17 protein-coding genes are annotated in these 18,908 nt (G+C 72.5%); 11 read left to right on the top strand and 6 right to left on the bottom strand.

Annotated features, from left to right (window positions below):
* Window positions 1–12 precede the first annotated feature (12 nt).
* The gene (locus tag AC2D8W_RS01520) at window positions 13–600 is read left to right on the top strand and encodes an SRPBCC family protein (protein WP_484670037.1); all 588 of its coding nucleotides are present in this window, start codon (window positions 13–15) and stop codon (window positions 598–600) included.
* A 405-nt stretch (window positions 601–1,005) separates the two neighbouring features.
* On the opposite strand, the gene AC2D8W_RS01515 is transcribed toward AC2D8W_RS01520, so the two are convergent.
* Entirely contained in the window at window positions 1,006–1,371 is a 366-nt protein-coding gene (locus tag AC2D8W_RS01515) for a nuclear transport factor 2 family protein (protein ID WP_484670036.1), read from the bottom strand.
* Between the two features lie 185 nt (window positions 1,372–1,556).
* Here AC2D8W_RS01515 and lepB point away from each other — a divergent pair, with 185 nt between their 5' ends.
* Genes lepB through era form a run of 3 tightly spaced genes read left to right on the top strand, consistent with a single transcriptional unit; the run spans window position 1,557 to window position 3,989 of the window.
* Window positions 1,557–2,339, top strand: a complete 783-nt coding sequence (gene lepB, locus AC2D8W_RS01510; protein WP_293479238.1) for a signal peptidase I — start codon at window positions 1,557–1,559, stop codon at window positions 2,337–2,339.
* Between the two features lie 7 nt (window positions 2,340–2,346).
* Window positions 2,347–3,066 carry a ribonuclease III gene (gene rnc / locus AC2D8W_RS01505; RefSeq protein WP_484670035.1) on the top strand — a complete coding sequence of 240 codons (720 nt, stop codon included), beginning with the start codon at window positions 2,347–2,349 and terminating at the stop codon, window positions 3,064–3,066.
* Window positions 3,063–3,989, top strand: coding sequence for a GTPase Era (gene era, locus AC2D8W_RS01500; RefSeq protein ID WP_484670034.1), 927 nt, complete (start codon window positions 3,063–3,065; stop codon window positions 3,987–3,989). Before rnc ends, era begins: the two co-directional genes overlap by 4 nt.
* Window positions 3,990–4,271: 282 nt before the next feature.
* On the opposite strand, the gene katG is transcribed toward era, so the two are convergent.
* The gene (katG, locus tag AC2D8W_RS01495) at window positions 4,272–6,515 is read right to left on the bottom strand and encodes a catalase/peroxidase HPI (protein WP_484670033.1); all 2,244 of its coding nucleotides are present in this window, start codon (window positions 6,513–6,515) and stop codon (window positions 4,272–4,274) included.
* Window positions 6,516–6,666: 151 nt separating this feature from the next.
* Here katG and AC2D8W_RS01490 point away from each other — a divergent pair, with 151 nt between their 5' ends.
* The gene (locus tag AC2D8W_RS01490) at window positions 6,667–7,824 is read left to right on the top strand and encodes a serine hydrolase domain-containing protein (protein WP_484670032.1); all 1,158 of its coding nucleotides are present in this window, start codon (window positions 6,667–6,669) and stop codon (window positions 7,822–7,824) included.
* A gap of 25 nt (window positions 7,825–7,849) precedes the next feature.
* Here the strand turns inward: AC2D8W_RS01490 and AC2D8W_RS01485 are convergent, their stop codons facing one another.
* Window positions 7,850–9,442 (bottom strand): peptide ABC transporter substrate-binding protein, encoded by a 1,593-nt coding sequence (locus tag AC2D8W_RS01485; RefSeq protein WP_484670031.1) that lies wholly within the window; start codon window positions 9,440–9,442, stop codon window positions 7,850–7,852.
* Window positions 9,443–9,446: 4 nt separating this feature from the next.
* Window positions 9,447–10,514: a C45 family autoproteolytic acyltransferase/hydrolase gene (locus AC2D8W_RS01480; RefSeq protein WP_484670030.1), complete on the bottom strand. Its 1,068-nt coding sequence runs from the start codon at window positions 10,512–10,514 to the stop codon at window positions 9,447–9,449.
* 87 nt (window positions 10,515–10,601) lie between these two features.
* On the opposite strand from AC2D8W_RS01480, the gene AC2D8W_RS01475 reads away from it, so the two are divergent.
* The 3 genes from AC2D8W_RS01475 (at window position 10,602) to AC2D8W_RS01465 (ending at window position 12,763) form a co-directional block, all read left to right on the top strand.
* On the top strand, window positions 10,602–11,429 hold the full coding sequence (locus AC2D8W_RS01475) for an arylamine N-acetyltransferase family protein (protein WP_484670029.1): 828 nt from the start codon (window positions 10,602–10,604) through the stop codon (window positions 11,427–11,429).
* Between the two features lie 169 nt (window positions 11,430–11,598).
* Window positions 11,599–12,330, top strand: a complete 732-nt coding sequence (recO, locus tag AC2D8W_RS01470; protein WP_484670028.1) for a DNA repair protein RecO — start codon at window positions 11,599–11,601, stop codon at window positions 12,328–12,330.
* A gap of 34 nt (window positions 12,331–12,364) precedes the next feature.
* Window positions 12,365–12,763, top strand: a complete 399-nt coding sequence (locus tag AC2D8W_RS01465) for a hypothetical protein (protein ID WP_484670027.1) — start codon at window positions 12,365–12,367, stop codon at window positions 12,761–12,763.
* Between the two features lie 171 nt (window positions 12,764–12,934).
* On the opposite strand, the gene AC2D8W_RS01460 is transcribed toward AC2D8W_RS01465, so the two are convergent.
* Window positions 12,935–13,540: a hypothetical protein gene (locus AC2D8W_RS01460; protein ID WP_484670026.1), complete on the bottom strand. Its 606-nt coding sequence runs from the start codon at window positions 13,538–13,540 to the stop codon at window positions 12,935–12,937.
* Window positions 13,541–13,888: 348 nt separating this feature from the next.
* Here AC2D8W_RS01460 and parC point away from each other — a divergent pair, with 348 nt between their 5' ends.
* The 3 genes from parC (at window position 13,889) to AC2D8W_RS01445 (ending at window position 18,067) form a co-directional block, all read left to right on the top strand.
* Window positions 13,889–16,132: a DNA topoisomerase IV subunit A gene (gene parC, locus AC2D8W_RS01455; RefSeq protein WP_484670025.1), complete on the top strand. Its 2,244-nt coding sequence runs from the start codon at window positions 13,889–13,891 to the stop codon at window positions 16,130–16,132.
* A gap of 389 nt (window positions 16,133–16,521) precedes the next feature.
* Entirely contained in the window at window positions 16,522–17,190 is a 669-nt protein-coding gene (locus AC2D8W_RS01450; RefSeq protein WP_484670024.1) for a PEPxxWA-CTERM sorting domain-containing protein, read from the top strand.
* Window positions 17,191–17,428: 238 nt separating this feature from the next.
* Complete coding sequence (locus tag AC2D8W_RS01445; RefSeq protein WP_484670023.1) at window positions 17,429–18,067, top strand: TetR/AcrR family transcriptional regulator; 639 nt, start codon at window positions 17,429–17,431, stop codon at window positions 18,065–18,067.
* Window positions 18,068–18,170: 103 nt separating this feature from the next.
* Here AC2D8W_RS01445 and AC2D8W_RS01440 read toward each other — a convergent pair whose 3' ends face one another.
* On the bottom strand, window positions 18,171–18,671 hold the full coding sequence (locus AC2D8W_RS01440; protein WP_484670022.1) for a fasciclin domain-containing protein: 501 nt from the start codon (window positions 18,669–18,671) through the stop codon (window positions 18,171–18,173).
* Window positions 18,672–18,908 lie beyond the last annotated feature (237 nt).

Below are 18,908 nucleotides of genomic sequence, written 5' to 3'. Positions count from 1 at the left end.
GGGGGAGGGGCCATGTCCGAAACGATCCGCCGGAGCCTGCCGCCAGGCTTTGCCGAGACGCCGCATCCGCCCGTGTCGGCTCCGGACCGGCTGGTGAGCCGCGTCGAGACGACCCTGATCGACCGCCCGTTCGCCGAAACGGTGCGGGCGGTGGACGCCACGCCCCTCAGCCGCCGCCACCCGGCTGCGGCCGGTCTGCCGGGCGTGGTCGACACCCTGCCGCTGACGCCGAACGGCTTCGGGCCGGTGGGCGGCCGCCATCTCGTGTTCCTGACCGACGACACCACGGTGGTCGAACAGGTGCTGGACAACGAACGGTCCGAGACGACCTGGCGCTTCCGCTATGTGGTCTGGGGCTACACCACGCCCGCCGCCAAGGCGCTCCGCTACGGGCTGGGAGACTTCCTCTACACCGCCGAGGGCGACCGGACACGGGTCACCTGGACCTATTCGTTCGAGCTGAAGCCCGATGTCTTTCCGGGCGTCCTGGGCCCCGGGCTCGGCGGCTTCCTGCTGAAGCTGGCCTTCCTGAACGGCCCCTACGGCGCCTGGATGCGGGCGGGGCTCGCCGCCATCAAGGCGGCGGTGGAGCGCGGATAGCGTCGCTCATGGACGCCACCCTCGGTCCTCCCCTGCAAAGGGAGGGGGACCATGCGCCAGCATGGTGGAGGGGTCGGTGGCGCCGTGGGCAGCCCCCCTCCACCGCCTTCGGCGGTCCCCCTCCCCCTGCGGGGGAGGACGCAGTGACGCCGGCTTAGGAGCTGAAGCTGGCCTTCCTGAACGGCCCCTACGGCGCCTGGATGCGGGCGGGGCTCGCCGCCATCAAGGCCGCCGTGGAGCGCGGATAGCGTCGCTCATGGACGCCAACCTCGGTCCTCCCCTGCAAGGGGAGGGGGACCCTGCGCAGCAGGGTGGAGGGGTCGGTGGCGCCGTGGGCAGCCCCCTCCACGGCCTTCGGCGGTCCCCCTCCCCCTGCGGGGGAGGATGCAGAGACGCCGCGCCGGGTTACCCCGTCATCTGCGCCGGGTCGTACCAGAACACCTCGCGCCAGACCTTGTCGCCGCGCCAGGTCTGCAGGGCGATCTCCTCGAAGCTGCGATCCTCGCCGGCCTTCGAGGTGAAGGTGAAGCGCCAGTGGATGGCCACGCGGTCGCCGTCCACCAGCGGCGGCGCCAGGAGCTCGGTCTTCACCGCCGCCACGCGCGCCAGGGTCCGGGCCTCGCCGGCCATCAGGGTTTCGCGGCCCACGCGCGGCGGCTGCTGGTTCTCCTGCATCGAGGCGTCCTCGGCGTACCAGTCCCGGATCGCCTCCACGTGCTCGCCGCGCAGCACCTGGGCCACGAAGGCGTCGACGGTCTCGCGGGTCGGCATGGGTCAGGCTCCTTCGGCGAACGTGGGAGGCAGGAAACAGCATGAATTGGCCCGCCCGCCCAGGCCGGCGGCCGCGCTGGATCGTCGCCTGTCGCAATGTTCACGGGCGCCGAACTTGCTCATGGGGTATCCAGCGGCTAGCTAACGGCCGCTTCGGGACGGCGCGGCGCGGACCAGGGACTTCCATGAGCGAGAACGTGCAGGGCGGCGCCCAGGCCCCCGAGAAGAGCAACGCGGTCCAGGAATTCGTCGAGATCGTGAAGACGATCGTCTACGCGCTCCTGATCGCGCTGTTCCTGCGGATCCTGTTCTTCCAGCCGTTCACCATCCCGTCCGCCTCGATGGAGCCCAACCTCTACGAGGGCGACTACATCATCGTTTCGAAGTTCAGCTACGGCTACTCGCGCCACTCGATCCCGTTCAGCCCCCCGTTGTTCGAGGGCCGGATCATGGATCAGCCCGCAAAGCGGGGCGACATCGCGGTCTTCAAGCTGCCGAGCGACGGTCGCACCGACTACGTGAAGCGGATCATCGGCGTGGCCGGCGACCGCGTGCAGATGCGGAACGGCCTGCTCTACGTGAACGACCAGCTGGTCCAGCGCGACGCGCTCTCGCCCGCGCGCACCGAGACGCCCAACGGCGCGGTCGACGTGCCCCGTTACCAGGAAACCCTGGCGGACGGCCGCAGGTTCGTGACCCAGGACTTCGGCACGGACGGCCAGCTCGACAACACCGAGGCCTTTGTCGTGCCCGAGGGCTACTACTTCGCCATGGGGGACAACCGCGACAACTCGCTGGACAGCCGGGTCCCGTCCGGCTTCGGCGGTGTCGGCTTCGTCCCGGCCGAGAACCTCGTGGGCAAGGCCCAGATCATCCTGCTGTCCTGGAAGCCGGAGGCCTCGATCTTCAAGCCCTGGACGTGGATCCTCGACGCCCGTCCCAGCCGGTTCTTCAAGATCCTCAAGTGAGCCCGGAATGAACGCCCGGGCGGCGGCGGTCGAAGAGCTCGAACGCCGGATCGGCTACACCTTTTCCGACCGCGACCTCCTGGAGCGCGCGCTCACCCACGCCAGCGTCGGCGACGGCGCGCGCGAGGTTCGCCACAACGAACGCCTGGAGTTCCTCGGAGACCGGGTGCTGAACCTCTGCGCCGCCGAGCGGTTGATGGCCCTGGACCCCGACGCGCGGGAAGGGGAGATGAGCCGCAGGCTGGCCGCCCTCGTGAACTACCACGCCTGCGCCCGCGCGGCCGAGCGGGCAGGCCTGCCGGCCGCCCTGCGCCTCTCGGCCAGCGCCACCAAGGTCGGCGCCCGCCGGTCCGACGCGGTCATGGGCGACGCCTGCGAGGCGCTGATCGCCGCGCTCTACATCGACGGCGGGCTGGGCGCCGCGCGGGCCTTCTTCGACGCCTTCTGGGCGCCGGAGTTCGAGCATATCGACACCCCGCGCGCCAAGGACCCCAAGACCCGCCTCCAGGAGTGGGCGCAGGGACAGGGCCTGCCGCTGCCCGCCTACGAGGTGCTGTCGCGGGAGGGGCCGGCCCACGCGCCGGCCTTCACGGTGGCGGTCCGCGTCAAGGGCTTCGCCGAGGAGCGTGGCCAGGGCGGCTCGCGCCAGGCCGCCGAGAAGGCCGCCGCTCAGGCGATGCTGCAGAAGCGCGAAGGCGATGGCCCGGAGGCCGCCGAGATCCCATGACCCAGACCCAGCACGCCGGCTTCGCGGCGATCATCGGCGCGCCCAACGCGGGCAAGTCGACCCTCACCAACCGGCTCGTCGGCGCCAAGGTCTCGATCGTGACCCAGAAGGTGCAGACCACGCGGTTCCCGGTCCGCGGCGTGGCGATCCATGGCGACGCGCAGATCGTGCTGGTGGACACGCCTGGCATCTTCAGCCCCCGCCGCCGGCTGGACCGGGCGATGGTGCGGGCCGCCTGGGGCGGGGCCGAGGACGCCGACGCCGTGGTCCACCTCGTGGACGTGCCGGCCCAGCTCCACGACAGCCCGGCCGACCGCAAGGCCCAGGCCGACGTGGAGTCGATCGTCGAGGGCCTGAAGAAGGCCGGTCGCAGGGCGATCCTCGCCCTCAACAAGATCGACGGCATGAAGCGCGAGGAGCTGCTGGGCGTCTCGCAGAAGCTCTTCGAGACCGGCGTCTACGACGAGGTCTTCATGATCTCGGCGAAGACCGGCGACGGGGTCGACGACCTGAAGGCGCGGCTCGCGGCCCTGATGCCGGAGAACCCCTGGTACTACCCCGAGGACCAGACCGCCGACCTGCCGGCCCGCCTGCTCGCCGCCGAGATCACCCGCGAGAAGCTCTACCTGCGCGTCCACGAGGAGCTGCCGTACTCGGCCGCCGTGGAAACCACCGCCTTCGAGGAGCGCAAGGACGGCGGCGTCCGCATCGAGCAGACCATCTACGTCGAGCGCGAGAGCCAGCGCCCGATCATCCTCGGCAAGGGCGGCCAGACCCTGAAGTGGATCGGCCAGAAGGCCCGCGAGGAGCTCGCCGAGCTGCTCGACAGGCCCGTCCACCTGTTCCTCCACGTGGCCGTGGACGAACGCTGGGCCGACAAGCGCGAGTTCTACGGCCCCGTCGGCCTCGACTTCGACGCCTGAGCCGCGAGGCCCAACCCCCGTCCTCCTCGGGGACTCCGTCGCGCCCGTGCGCCGTTCTCACTTGCGTGTCATCCCGGTTTCCGCGCAGCGGAACACCGGGACCCATAGACTCCGTCTCTCCGGATGAGGCGCGGCCGTACCGCCGCGGGCCGCCACCGCCATCGGGCGCGTATGGGTCCCGGTGTTCGCCTCCGGCGAAACCGGGATGACAGCTGTTGGGCGCACAGGCGCTATGCCGAGCCCGGCCTCAAGCAAGCTGCCCGGTCCGCCCGACGACCGTCGCTACGCCGCCTTGCCGATCCGCTTCGCCCTGGGCAGGTCGAAGCGGTCGGCGTTCATCACCTTCACCCAAGCGGCGACGAAGTCGCGCACGAACATGTCCTCGGCGTCGGCCGAGGCGTAGACCTCGCTCAGCGCCCGCAACTGCGAGTTCGAGCCGAACACCAAGTCGGTCCGCGTCGCGGTCCACTTCTCCTCGCCGGAATGGCGGCACGTGCCCACGAACACCTCGTCGCCGCGGTCGTCGACCTGCTTCCACGCCGTGCCCATGTCGAGGAGGTTGACGAAGAAGTCGTTGGTGAGCGCGCCGGGCCGATCGGTGAACACGCCGTGCTTCGCGCCGCCGAAGTTGGCGCCCAGCACCCGCAGGCCGCCTACCAACACGGTCATCTGCGGCGCCGTCAGGCCCAGCAGCTGTGACCGGTCGATCAGGAGCTCTTCTGTCGGCACCGAGAACGGGGTCTCGAGATAGTTGCGGAACCCGTCGGCCCTGGGCTTCAGCACCTCGAAGCTCGCCGGATCGGTCTGCTCGGCCGAGGCGTCGGTCCGGCCGGGCGTGAACGGGACGACCACGTCGCGGCCCGCGTCCTTCGCCGCCTTCTCGATCGCCGCGGAACCGCCCAATACGATCAGGTCGGCGAGGCTGACCCTCTTGCCGCCGGCGGCCGCAGCGTCGAAGCCGGCCTTGACCCCCTCCAGGACGCCCAGCACGCGGGCGAGCTCGGCGGATTCGTTGACCGCCCAGTCCTTCTGCGGAGAGAGCCGGATCCGCGCGCCGTTCGCGCCGCCGCGCCGGTCCGAGCCACGGTAGGTCGAGGCCGAGGCCCAAGCGGTCTTGACCAGGTCGGCGACCGACAGCCCCGAGGCCAGGATCTTCGCCTTGAGCGCCGCGATGTCGGCCGCGTTCACCAGCGGATGGTCGACCGGCGGCAACGGGTCCTGCCAGATCAGGTCCTCGGCCGGAACCTCGGGGCCCAGGTAGCGGACCTTGGGGCCCATATCCCGGTGGGTCAGCTTGAACCATGCCCGGGCGAACGCGTCGGCGAACTGGTCGGGATTGCGATAGAACCGCTCGGCGATCTCGCGATAGGCGGGGTCCATTTTGAAGGCCATGTCGGCGGTGGTCATCACCGTCGGCAGCCGCCGCTCGGGGCTGTGCGCGCCCGGCGCCATATCCTCGGGCTTCTGGTCGATGGGTTGCCACTGCCAAGCGCCGGCGGGGCTCTTGACCAGTTCGTACTCGTACTCGAGCAGCATCCGGAAGTAGTTCATTGACCAGCGGATGGGCGTGGGAGTCCAGGCGCCCTCGATGCCGCTGGTGATGGTGTGGTCTCCGATCCCGCTCTCGTGGCCGCTCTGCCAGCCCAGACCTTGCTGGGCGATGTCGGCGCCCTCGGGCTCCGCGCCGATCTTGGAGGCGTCGCCCGCCCCATGGCACTTGCCGAAGGTGTGGCCACCGGCCGTGAGCGCCAACGTCTCCTCGTCGTTCATCGCCATCCGCGAGAAGGTCTCGCGGATGTCGCGCGCCGACATCAGCGGGTCCGGCTTGCCGCCGGGGCCCTCGGGATTGACGTAGATCAGGCCCATCTGGATGGCGGCCAGGGGGTTTTCCAGCGCGCGGCCGGCCTCGGCGTCGATGCGCGTCGGGCTGCCCTGGTTCACCCACTTCTCCTCGGTGCCCCAGTAGATATCCTTGGCGGGCTCCCACGTGTCGGCGCGGCCGCCACCGAACCCGAAGGTCGGCCCGCCCATGGACTCGATGGCCACGTTGCCGGCCAGGATCATCAGGTCGGCCCACGACAGCTTGCGGCCGTACTTCTGCTTGATCGGCCACAGGAGCCGCCGCGCCTTGTCCAGGTTGGCGTTGTCCGGCCAGCTGTTGAGCGGAGCGAACCGCTGCCCGCCCGACGACGACCCGCCGCGCCCGTCGCCGGTGCGGTAGGTGCCGGCGCTGTGCCAGGCCATGCGGATGAAGAACGGGCCGTAGTGGCCGTAGTCGGCCGGCCACCAGGGCTGGCTGTCGGTCATCAGCGCGGTGAGGTCGCGCTTCACGGCGGCGTAGTCGAGGCTCTTGAACTCGGCCTCGTAGTCGAAGTCGTCGCCCATCGGATTCCCGTGGGCGCCGTGCTGGTGCAAGATATCCAGCGACAGTTGGTTGGGCCACCAGTCACGGTTGGTGCGGCCGAGCAGGGTTCGCAGCGCGGCGGCCTGCTTACGCGGATCGGATAGGGGGCTGGCGTCGTCCATGGTCTTCCTCCTGTCCCCCCACTGCGATGACGAAAGCCTAGGTCTGCCCCCCAGTCTTTGACAAAACGAAATACCCGATGGTCGGCAGTGGAATTCTCTATCGCGCAGCTCCGGACGCGGGGACCTTGGGCGGGTGAAAGGGGAGGGACCCATGGGTATCGCCGCGATCGCCATGGCCGCGATGGCCATCGCCGCGCCAATGGCGGCCCAGCCGTCGCGCCCGGCCTCCGCGCCCGTCGTCTGGGCGCCCGACGGGCCGATAGACGGCGGCAACGACACGGCCACGCCCTTCAAGGTGCGGATCGTGTCCCGCGGGCCCGTCGCCCGCGGCCTGCCGGTGGCCGCCCGGCAGATCGCGCCGGCGTATGACTGGCAGGGCAAGCGCTGGACCCTCGACAGCTACATGGCCGCCTACAACGTCTCGGGCGTCATGGTGGTGAAGGACGGCGAGATCATCCTCGAGCGCTACGCCGGCGGACGCCAGCCCACCGATCGCTGGGTGTCGCAGTCGGTCGCCAAGTCGGTGACGTCGCTCCTGGCCGGCGCCGCGATCCGCGACGGGCGGCTGCGGCTCTCGGACCGCGTCGAGCGGTTTGCGCCCGAGCTGAAGGGGTCGGCCTACGAGGGCGTCACCGTTCGCCAGCTCCTCACCATGAGTTCCGGCGTCAAATGGGAGGAGGGCTACGTCGGCGGGTCGTCCGACCTCTTCCGCTGGTACCGCGCGGCGCTTGGCGGGAGCGATCCGCTGACGGACGTCATGGCGAAGCTGCCGCGCGAGCGGCCGCCGGGCGCGGCGTTCCACTACAACACCGCCGAGACCCACCTCGCGGGCCTGGTCATCGCCCGCGCCGTGGGCGAGCCGCTGGCCGACTACCTCTCCCGCAAGATCTGGCGGCCCTACGGCATGGCCCGCGACGCCGCCTGGCGGGTCGATCCGCAGGGGCGCGAGCTGGCCGGCTGCTGCCTGCTGATGACGCTGGGCGACTATGCACGCCTGGGCCAGTTCGTGCTGGACGACGGCGTGATCGCCGGCCGCCGCGTCGTGCCGCCCGGCTGGATCGCGGAGTCCGCCTCGCGCCAGATCGACAACGGCCGTCCCGCACCCGCGGGCTACGGCTACTTCTGGTGGATCGGTCCCGAGGCGTTCGAGGCGTCGGGCATCTACGGCCAGTCGATCCTGATCGTCCCCAAGGAGCGGCTGGTGATCGCCGTCAATTCCCAGTGGCCGAAGCCCGACGACAAGGCGCTTTTCGACGCCCTCTCGGCCTTCCAGCGCGCCGTCCGCACGGCCGCCGCCGCGCACCGGTAGGGCAGGACGGGGCCGCGCCGCGGCGTCACTCGCGGAAGCAGACCCAGCGCTTGGGGTGCACGTCCGCGACGTTGTCCACCCAGCCCGTGATGCGGGGGTTCACCAGGTTCTGGCTCGGGTTGACCCAGACGGGGGCCACGGGCGCGGCCTGCAGCAGTCGCCGCTCGGCCGCCTGCAGCAGGCGGGCCCGCGCCCCGGCGTCGGCCTCCCGTTCGGCGGCGCCCACCAGCCGGTCGTACTCGGGATCCTCGAAGCCGCCGTAGTTCGCGCCGGGCTCGTCCGAGCGCATCAGGTTCAGGAAGTTGGTCGGGTCGGGATAGTCCGCGATCCAGTCGGTGAGACCCGCCTCGAACGCGCCTGTCTGCAGTTCGCCGAAGAAGACCGGAATGTCGGTGGTGGAGAGCGTCACCTCCACGCCGATCGCGCGCCAGTCGGCCTGCAGCACCGGCGTCACCCGCTCGAAGGCGATGAACGTCTTGAGCTGGAACCGCAGCGGCCGCTCCGGCCCGTACCCGGCCTGCGCCAGCAGCGCTTTCGCCCGCGCCTGCCGCTGGGCGAAGCTCAGGCCCGCCCAGTCCGGCGCGGCGGGCAGGGCTCCCATGCCGGGCGGCACGAAGGCGTCGGCTGGCGCCTGGCCCGCGCCCAGCAGCCTGCGGGCGATGAACTGGCGGTCGATCGCCATGGCCAGCGCCTGGCGCACCCGCACGTCCTGGAACGGCGGATGCTTCTGGTTGAAGACCACGTAGACGAGGTCGGTCCACGGGTGCGTCCGCACATAGGCGCCCATGGCGCCCGCGCCGCGCAGGTAGCGGATGCGGCTGGCCGCGAAGGCCGAGTTCAGGTCCAGCTCCCCCCGTTTCACCTGTCGCTCGGCCGAGACGTAGTCGTTGATCGGCAGGTAGACGACGCGATCCAGGCAGACGCCCGCGGCGTCGTGGAAGCGCGGGTTCTTCACCAGGATCAGCCGGTCGCCCAGCCGCCACTCCGCCAGCCGGAAAGGCCCGTTCGAGACGAACCGGCCCGGCGCCGTCCAGCCGTCGCCCCACCGGCGCACCGCATGCGGCGGCACGGGCATGAGGCCGTAGTGGGCCATCAGGTCGGGCAGGTAGGGGACGGGGTGCTCCAGGCGGATCACGACCGTTCGCGGGTCGGGCGCCTCGACCCCGAGGCGCTCAGGGGGCAGGCGGCCGCGGATCACCTCGCGGGCGCCGGCGATCGGGAAGATCAGGTTCGCGTAGAGCGCGCCCGTCTTGGGGTCGGCCACCCGGCGCAGCGAGAAGACGAAGTCCTCGGCCGTCATCGGAACCCCGTCCGACCACTGGGCGGGCCGCAGGTGGAACGTCCAGGTGAGCTGGTCGGGGCTCACGGTCCAGCGCTCGGCGATGCCGGGGACCGGCCGTCCCGCGGCGTCGAAGGTGGTCAGCCCGACGAGCAGGTCGTTGATGACCGTCTGCTCCTGCTTCACGAAGGCGCGGGCGGGATCCAGCGAGCCGGGGTCCGACACGTTGCCGGCCCGCAGGCACCGCTCGCCGGCCGGGCAGTCCGCCCGTGTGACCGGGCCCGCGCCGCAGCCCGCCGCCAGCAGCGCCAACGCCGCCACGAGCGCGGCCCGCCGCATCGGCTCAGAAGCCCACGGCCGTGAAGCCTTCGCGCCGCGGCGGGCCGGGGCTGGCCCAGGCCTCGATCCCGCCGGGCGTGATCCGCGAGATCATCGCCCCGCAGGTGAAGCCGATGTTGCCGCCGCCCTCGCGGCAGACCGGATGCTCCGGGTCGTCGCAGGCGCTGAGCGCCGCCTGGAACTCGGCCAGCCCCGGCTTTCCCTGGGCCAGGCGCGCGGTGACCGAGGCCAGCCGCTGGACCGAGTTGCGCCGCGCGGCCTCGGTCTCGGGCGCGGCCTCGACGTCCGACAGGGGATGGTTGGTGTGGAAGACGCGCGACGGATCCGGCGGGCGGTACTCCGTCACGCCGGCCGAGCTCGTCTCGAACGAACGCACGGCGCCGGCGCCCGCGATCACATAGTGCTGGTTGGTCGCGTGGGGCAGGGCCAGCGTCAGGTCCGCGGCCTCGGCCACGCTGCGGGCCTGCAGCAGCCGCCGAAGCACGAACGCCACCGGCAGGCCGTAGGGCGCCGCGGGAAGCTGGGGCAGGGAATTCACGCAGACGCCCACGCCGGCGTCGTTCACGCCCATGAGCCCGATGACGCCGGCCGTGGTGAACACCAGGGCCCCGGGCCGGTCGCCGTCGCGCCCGATCCGCAGCATCACCTGGTGCCCGTCGGTGTAGGCGCCCAGGTCCATGTTCTGGCCGATCCAGGCGTCGCCGCCGGGCTCCACGACCGCGAAGCTGCTGCACTTCTCGGGCTGGGGCGCGAGCACGCCCGCCCGGCCGCGATGGAACCACTCCTCGTCCATGAGCTGCAGGCCGTAGACCAGGTCGGGATCGGCGCCCGCGCCCTCGGCCACGCCCAGGACCTCGTCCAACAGGTCCGGCGCGTGGACGGCGATGGCGGCGCGGTAGTCGGTGTCGCGCACCATGGCCCGGACGTAGTCCAGGCCGGGCCGGCCGGTCACCGCGGTCAGCCAGCGGTCCCAGTCGGCCATGTGCGCCGCGATCCGGTCCGCCAGCGCCCGCCCGCAGGCCACGCCCCGCGCGCGCCCGTCGCCCGCCATGTCCACGACCTGCAGCAGCATGCCCGACCCTCCCGGGCGCAGGGTGCGCACCCGCGCCCCCGTCCCGCAACCCCTTCCGCCCGGGCGCGCGGCGGACTAGTCAGCGGCATGGTCGACCTCGACGCCTACTTCGCCCGCATCGGCTACGACGGCCCGCGCGAGGCCACGCCGCAGGTGCTGGCGCGCCTGCACGCCCTGCACCCGGCCGCCGTGACCTTCGAGGCCATCGACTGCCTGCTGGACCGCGGGGTCGACATCTCGCCCGCCGCCGTGGACGCCAAGATCATCGCGGGCGGGCGAGGGGGCTACTGCTTCGAGCAGAACAGCCTGTTCCGCCGCGTGCTGGAGGCGTTGGGCTTTCAGGTCACCGGGCTGGCCGCCCGGGTCCGCTGGAACATGGCCCCGGAAGCGACCGCCCAGCCGCGGACGCACCAGGTGCTGAAGGTCGGGATTCCGGGCGAGGCTGCAGGCGTGCTGGTCGACGTGGGCTTCGGCGGCTGCGTCCTCACCGCGCCCCTGCCGCTCGCGCCCCGCGTGGAGACCCGGACGCCGCACGACGTCTATCGCCTCACGCCCGTCGGCGACGAGCTGCGCCTCGAAGTGCGGCGCGAGGCGGGCTGGGTTCCGGCCTACGACGTGTCGCTCACGCCCTGCGAGCCGCGCGACTACGAGATGGCCAACTGGTTCACCTCGACCCATCCCACCAGCCACTTCCGCCACACCCTGCTGGCCGGCCGCACGACCCCGCAGGCGCGCTACGGCCTCCTCTTCAACCGGCTCGCGGTGCGGCCCGTCGGCGGGGAGCCCAGCTACGAGATCCTCGACGCCGACGGCATCGAGCACCACCTGCGCGACACCTTCGGCCTGCCGGTCGCGCCGTCCTGGCGCGCCGTGATCGAGCGCGCCGCCCGAGGCCCGGAGCCTCGGCCTGCGTGAGCGCCGGGCGCCGCGGCGCCTTCGCGCGCTACGCCGCTGTCCGCCGGCGGTCGCGCAGCACCTGCGCCCGGTAGATGTCCAGCAGGACGTCCAGCTCCTTGAGCGCCGCTTCGGCGGCCGCCGTCTCTGGGGGCTGGATTTCCTCCGCGGGCGCCCACAGCTTGATCCGATGGAATTCACCGACGACGCCTTCGTGCTCGCGGCCCGCGCCCACGGCGAGAGCGGCGCGATCGTCGACCTGCTGACCGCCCGCCACGGCAGATGGGCCGCCCACGTCGCCGGCGGGGGCTCCAAGCGGATGCGGCCCCTCCTGCAGCCCGGCGCGCGCGCCCTCGTCCGCTACCGCGCCCGGGTCGCCGAACAGCTGGGCTCGGCGGCCCTCGAGCCCCAGGGCGAGGGGCCGGCCGCGCTCTTCGACGATCCCCTGGCCCTGGCCGGACTCGCCGCCGCCGCCGCCGTGACCGCCGGCGCGCTGCCCGAGCGCGAGCCACATCCGGGGGCCTTCCTCGCCTTCGAGGCCCTGGCCGCCGCCCTCGCGCACGCCGACATCTGGCCCGCCGTCTTCGTGCGGTTCGAGGCGGGGCTGCTGCAGGATCTCGGCTTCGGCCTCGATCTCTCCCGCTGCGCCGCCACGGGCGCCGTCGACGACCTGGTCTACGTCAGCCCCCGCACCGGCCGGGCCGTCAGTCGCGAGGCGGGCGAGCCCTACCGCGAGCGGCTGCTGGCGCTCCCCGCCTTCCTGCTCTCGGCGCAGGGCCGGCTCCTGCCCGGCGATATCGGCGCCGGCCTCGACCTCACCGGCCATTTCCTCGAGGCGAACATATTCGGCCCACTCAACCGGCCCCTGCCGCCCGCCCGCATCTGGCTTCTGGAGCGCCTGCGCGAGGCCGGTCGGCTGTAGCGAGAAGTTGGGCCAGGTGCGGCGGCCCAGGTCCTTGGCCACAGCCCAGGCCAGCGGCGCGGCGGCCACGGCCAGTCCGCTCGCCACCGCCTGGCCGGGAAGCGGCGCGCCCATCAGCACCGACAGCAGCACGCTCGCCGCCTCGCCGACGGTCAGCGCGAAGGCCGCCACGAGCGCCTGGTCGGTACGCAGAGCCGGCTGCCCGGGCCGCCCGCCGTCCAGGGTCCGGATCGCCAGGGCCGCCGCGGGCAGCAGCATCGCCGCGGCCCATATCCCGGCCATCCGCGGCAGCCCGTCGCGCGTCGCGGCGGCCGCCACGGCCAGCATGGCGGCCGGCCCGGACGCGGCGAGCGCGAACCAGGCTCCCACGTTCGTCCGCGGCGGCGCCAGCAACATCAGGTCAAGCTTGCTCTTCGCGTTGAACGCGCGGTGAAGGCGATTGCATAATTGCCGCCAACCATAGGCCGGCCTCGCGCTCGGCCGCGTCTACCGGGGCGCCCGTTTCGGGCCGGCGACCGCCCGCGCTGCTTACGCCCGCCGCCTGAGCATGGGCTCGCGCCTCGGCTTCCGGTCGCTGGCGAAGGGACGCGGTCTCGGCGAGGGTTCAGGCGGCCTCGTCGGCGGCGGCGTCGCGGACCGCCCGCTCGCCGTAGCGCATCCAGCCTTCGTCCACCGCCGCCGGCATGACGCGCAGGGTGACCGGCGGCGCGCGCCGGGGGTTCAGCACCGTCACCGAGGCCGGCTCGCGAGGGGGGCTGCGCAGGGCTTCGGCCTGCAGCCACTCCAGCGTCCAGTTGCGCCGGACGCTCACCTGGGTCGCGGCCAGCCGCTCGTCCAGCGGCTTCACCGCGCGGCGCCACAGGTTATGCGCCAGCGAGAGCGCCAGTGGCATGCCGGCCATAGCCAGCCCCACCGCGATCGCCTCGCCCGAGAAGCGGGCCCCCAGCATCACCACGAACAGCAGCCCCGAGGCCTGTCCCACGGTCAGCACGAGCGCGCGGGCGAGGTCCTCGTCACGGGTTTCCGCTGGGGTGGGCGCGACGCGCCGTCGCTCCAGCGCGCCCAGCGCCAGCAGCACGGCGGGCGCCAGCAACAGCGCCGCATAGAGCCCCGCCGCCCTGGGCAGTCCCGCCTGGGTCATCGCCGCCGCCGCCGCGAGCAGCAGCGCGGGCACGGCCGCGGCCAGTCCGAACCAGGCCGGTGCGTTCACGCGCGGGGAGGCGATGATGGCGAAGGCCAGGCCGCCGCGGATACCGAAGTCGGCCCTCCGGGGGCGCCTGCGGCCGGCCGCGCGCAATGGGTCGGGTCGGTTCAAAGCTCGTCTGTCCGGCGTTTTGCCGCCCCCACGCACTCCGGGCGTTTTGCCCGGTCCCCCGAAGGGGTCCCACGCCTGCAGCATCCCCCTCACAGGTAAACGCCGGCTTAGCCTTGGCCGTTAACGAAGCGTGTCGCCGATCCGCGCCTCCGGCGTCTCGCCGCACTGACGCGGGGGCAGGGGTGCGATAGGGATGGAGGGTCACGCCCGCCTGATTCCCCAATTCCTCGCCAGAAGACGCCGATGCCCCTCGACACCCCGCCGCCCGAAGGTCCCTCCGGCGAGCCCGACCGCATCATCGACGAGCCGCTGCAGGAGGCGCTCTCCCGTCGCTACCTGGCCTATGCGCTCAGCGTCATCACCGACCGCGCGCTGCCCGACGTGCGCGACGGCCTCAAGCCCGTGCAGCGCCGCGTGCTCTACGCCATGCGCGAGATGCGCCTGAACCCCGAGGCGGCCGCGCGCAAGTGCGCCAAGGTCGTGGGCGAGGTGATGGGCAGCTACCACCCCCACGGCGACCAGGCGATCTACGACACCCTGGTGCGCATGGCCCAGTCGTTCGCCCAGCGCTACCCGCTGGTCGACGGCCAGGGCAACTTCGGCAACATCGACGGCGATAACGCCGCGGCCATGCGCTACACCGAGGCCAAGCTGACGGCCGCGGCCACCCTGCTGCTCGACGGCATCGACGAGGACGCGGTCGACTTCAAGCCCACCTACGACGGCTCCGACGACGAGCCCGTGGTGCTGCCGGCCGGCTTCCCGAACCTGCTCGCCAACGGCTCGACGGGCATCGCCGTCGGCATGGCCACCTCGATCCCGCCGCACAACGCCGGCGAGCTGATCGACGCCTGCCTCCTGCTGCTCGACGACCCCGAGGCCTCGGTCGAGGCCCTGATGACCCACGTCCAGGGCCCCGACTTCCCCACCGGCGGCGTCATCGTCGAGCCGCGCGCAAGCCTCATCGAGACCTACTCCACCGGCCGCGGCGGGGTGCGCGTGCGCGCCCGCTGGGACAAGGAGGACACCGGCCGCGGGACCTGGCAGATCGTCGTCACCGAGATCCCCTACCAGGTGAAGAAGGCCGACCTGGTGGAGCAGCTCGCCGGGCTCATCGAGGACAAGAAGGCCCCGCTGCTGGGCGACGTGCGCGACGAGTCCGCCGAGGACGTGCGCCTGGTGCTCGAGCCCAAGAGCCGCAACGTCGAGCCCGAGGTCCTGATGGAGAGCCTGTTCCGGCTCTCCGACCTCGAGACCCGCTTCAGCGTCAACCTGAACGTCCTGGACGCCCGCGGCACGCCCGGCGTCATGAGCCTGCGGCAGGCGCTGAAGGCGTTCCTCGACCACCGCCGCGACGTGCTGGTCCGCCGCGCCCGCCACCGGCTCGCGAAGATCGAGGCCCGGCTGCACATCCTCGACGGGCTGATGATCGCCTACCTCAATCTCGACGAGGTGATCCGCATCGTCCGCTACGAGGAGAAGCCAAAGGAGGTCCTGATCGCGACCTTCGAGCTCTCCGAGATCCAGGCCGACGCCATCCTCAACACCCGCCTGCGCCAGCTGGCCCGGCTGGAGGAGATGGAGATCCGCCGCGAGCACGCCGAGCTGGCCGAGGAGCGCGACGGCATCCAGGGCCTGCTCGCCTCCGAGAAGGCCCAGTGGAAGCTGGTGGGGCAGGGGCTGAAGGACGTGAAGGCCCAGCTCGCCGACCTCAACGTCCGCCGCTCCGCCTTCGCCGACGCCCCGGTGGTCGACGCCGAGGCCGCCGTCCAGGCCATGATCGTGCGCGAGCCGATCACCGTCATCCTCTCCGAACGCGGCTGGATCCGCGCCGCCAAGGGCCGCGTCGACGACCCCTCGGAGCTGAAGTTCAAGGAGGGCGACAAGCTCCAGTTCCTGGTGCCCGGCGAGACCACCGACAAGCTGCTCATCTTCGCCAGCGACGGCCGCTTCTTCACGCTGGGCTGCGACAAGCTGCCGGGCGCCCGCGGCCACGGCGAGCCGGTGCGCCTGATGATCGACCTCGACGACAAGGTGGGCATCGTCGACGTCTTCATGCACCGCCCGGGCGCCAAGCGCGTGATCGCCTCGAAGGAGGGTTACGGCTTCATCCTGCCCGAGGAGGAGGCCATCGCCTTCCGCCGGGCCGGCAAGCAGGTGCTGAACGGCGCCGCCCAGGTCTCGATCCCGCTCGCCGGGGCCGACCACCTGGCCGTCATCGGCGACAACGGCAAGCTGCTGATCTTCCCTGCCGGCGAACTGCCCGAGATGTCGCGCGGCAAGGGCGTGAAGCTCCAGGCCTACCGCGAAGGCGGCCTGCGCGACGCCGCCGCCTTCAACGCCGCCGAAGGCCTCGCCACCGTCGACGCCGCCGGCCGCACCCGCGTCTGGGCGGAATGGCGCGAATGGGTCGGCCGCCGCGCGAGCGCCGGCAAGCTCGCGCCCAAGGGCTTCCCCGCCAACAAGCGCTTCCGCCCCAAGGCGTAGCCCTTCCTCTCCCGCGAGCGGGAGAGGGGGACCGCCCGCCGAAGAGCGGGCGGTGGAGAGGGCAAGCGGCCGCACGACGCGCCCGGGTGCGACGGCCCTCTCCGCGCAAGCCGCAGGCGCTCGAATGAACCGCGGAGGACGCATAGAAGAACGCGGAGAACGCAGAGGCCTCCGCGCCGCCCGTCGCACCCCCTTCCTCTCCCGCGCGCGGGAGAGGGGGACCGCCCGCCGAAGAGCGGGCGGTGGAGAGGGCAAGCGGCCAGCACAGCCCCATGCCTGCAACCTCCCAGCGCCCGCCCCAGCCCAAAACATCGCCTCCCAGGCGAGTCGTGTTTACCAACGCCCGCGGACCGACAAGGCTCAGCTCGCCTACATCGGGAGCTGCTGACATGTCGCGTATCGGGATCCTCGCCGCCGCCGCCGTCCTGGCCTCCGCCGCCCTGCCGGCGGCCGCCTCCACGGTCTATTCGGACATCAACGCCAACGCCGCGACCGCGGCCGCCGCGTTCGACGCTGCGGTCGGCAGCTTCACGCTGCAGGACTTCGAAGGCTTCGCCGACGGGGTGCAGCCGTCGTGGAGCTACGGAACGGGCACGGCCACCCTCGACGGCGCCCTCGGCGTCACCACCGGCTATCCGTACGGCGGCGGCCCGACCTCCGGGTCAAAGGGCTACATCGCCTACACCGAGTTCGGCGCCGGCTCGCCGGTCTTCACCTTCTCGGCGCCGATCCGCGCCTTCGGCGCCTACATCGTCGACCTGGAGCTCCCGGCCCAGATCACCGTCACGCTCTCGGGCGGCGGCGTGGAGCTCCTCTCGCCCACCGTCGCCGGCGACGGCGGCCTCACCTTCTTCGGCTTCGACTACGGCTCGGCGGCCATCACGGGCGTCAGCATCGCCCTGCACGTCACCGACGCGGTCCTGCTGGACGACGTCCGCATCGCCACCGGCGCCGCCGTCCCGGAACCCGGCGCCTGGGCCCTGATGATCGCCGGCTTCGGCCTCGCCGGCGCCGCCCTCCGCAACCGCCGCCGCGCCGCCCCCGTCCTCGCCCGCTAGCGGCGGAGGGCCCGCACCCTTCCTCTCCCGCCCGCGGACGCCGCAGGCGCTCGATCGAACCGCGGAGGACGCAGAGAAGAACGCGGAGGGCGCAGAGCTCTCCGCGCCCTCTGCGCCCCCTCCGCGCCCTCTGCGGTTGAATGGGACGGCGCCACCGCCCCTCGCGCCGGGGCCCGCTCGCCCCACACTATCCCCCCCGCCGATTTCCCGCTAAGCCGCCGCCGGGAGGGGTGCCAGGGTGGCGAGACCGAAGGGCGCGCGCGACGCGGACTACGAGGCCAAGCGGGCCGCCCTGCTGCGCCGGATCACCGCGCGCCTGATGCGCCGCGAGACGGCGCGCCCCAGCTTCCGCCAGCTCGCCCAGGCGGGCGACGTTTCCACGCCGACGCTGCGGCACTACTTCGCCGACCGGCCGCAACTGATGGCGGCGATCCTCGACGCCTACCTGGCCGACGGCCGCCGCGGCCTCGAGGCGGTGGCCCAGCCGACCGGCGGCCTGGAGACCTCCATCCGCGACTACGCCCACGCCCTGGTGGCGGCGATGCGCCGGCCCCGCGACGCGCGGCTGGGCGACGTCTTCGCCGTCTCCCTGGCCGAGGGGCTGCTCGACGACCGCATCGGGCCGTCGGCCCTGCGCTACGTCATCGACCCCACGGTCGACGCGCTGCGGCGGCGGCTGGACGTCCACGTGGCCCGGGGCGAGATGATCGCCGCCGACACCCGCGCCGCGGCGCTGTTCCTGCTGTCGCCCTTGCTGGTGGCGATCCTGCACCAGGATCACCTGGGCGGCGGGGCGGCCAGCCCGATCGACCTGACCACCGTGATCGACGACCTCTGTGCGGCCTTCCTGCGGGCGTACGCCGCGCCGGGGGGGTGATCCTGGCGCGGCGCCGCCGCGGCGGCGCGGACCTTCCGGGCTTTGGGAGACAGGCGAAGATCCGCAGGGACGGCCGCCGGCAGCCCCGATTTCGGCGCGGCCGCTATTTCGGCAGCAGCACCGTGTCGACCACGTGGATCACCCCGTTGGTCGCGGCGATGTCGGCCGCCGTCACCTTGGCGCCGTTCACGGTCACGCCGCCCTTCGTGGCGTCCACCTTCACGGTGCGGCCTTCCACGGTCTTGGCGTCGGTGACCTTGCCGGCCAGCGCCCCGCTGGTCACCGCGCCGGGCACCACGTGGTAGGTCAGCACCGAGACCAGCTGCGCCTTGTTCTCGGGCTTCAGCAGCGTGTCCACCGTGCCCGCCGGCAGCTTGGCGAAGGCCGCGTCCGTGGGCGCGAACACCGTGAACGGCCCGGCCCCCTTCAACGTCCCCACCAGCCCCGCGGCCTGCAGCGCCGCGGCCAACGTCTTGAACTGACCGGCCGCCACGGCCGTGTCGACGATGTCGCCCTTGGTCGCGGCCGGCGTCGCGGCCTGGGCTAGACCCGGCAGCGCCAGCGTACAGGCGGCGGCGAGGGCCAGGATACGGCGAGTGGGCATCGGGGGGCTCCGTCGTTGATTATACCACCCGGTAGATGGAATGCCGCGACGGCGAGTCAAGGCGTGGGCGGACGCGCATTCGCACGCCGCACGACCCGCCCCCGCCCCAACCCCCACCCCTTCCTCTCCCGCCCCTTCCTCTCCCGGACAGCGGGAGAGGGGGACCGCCCGCCGAGGCCGCAGGCCGAAGAGCGGGTGGTGGAGAGGGCAAGCAGCGGGCAGGGGGGGCGCGGCTGC

The organism is Phenylobacterium sp. T106, assembly GCF_057219735.1.
This window is presented reverse-complemented; position numbering and strand designations above follow the sequence as displayed.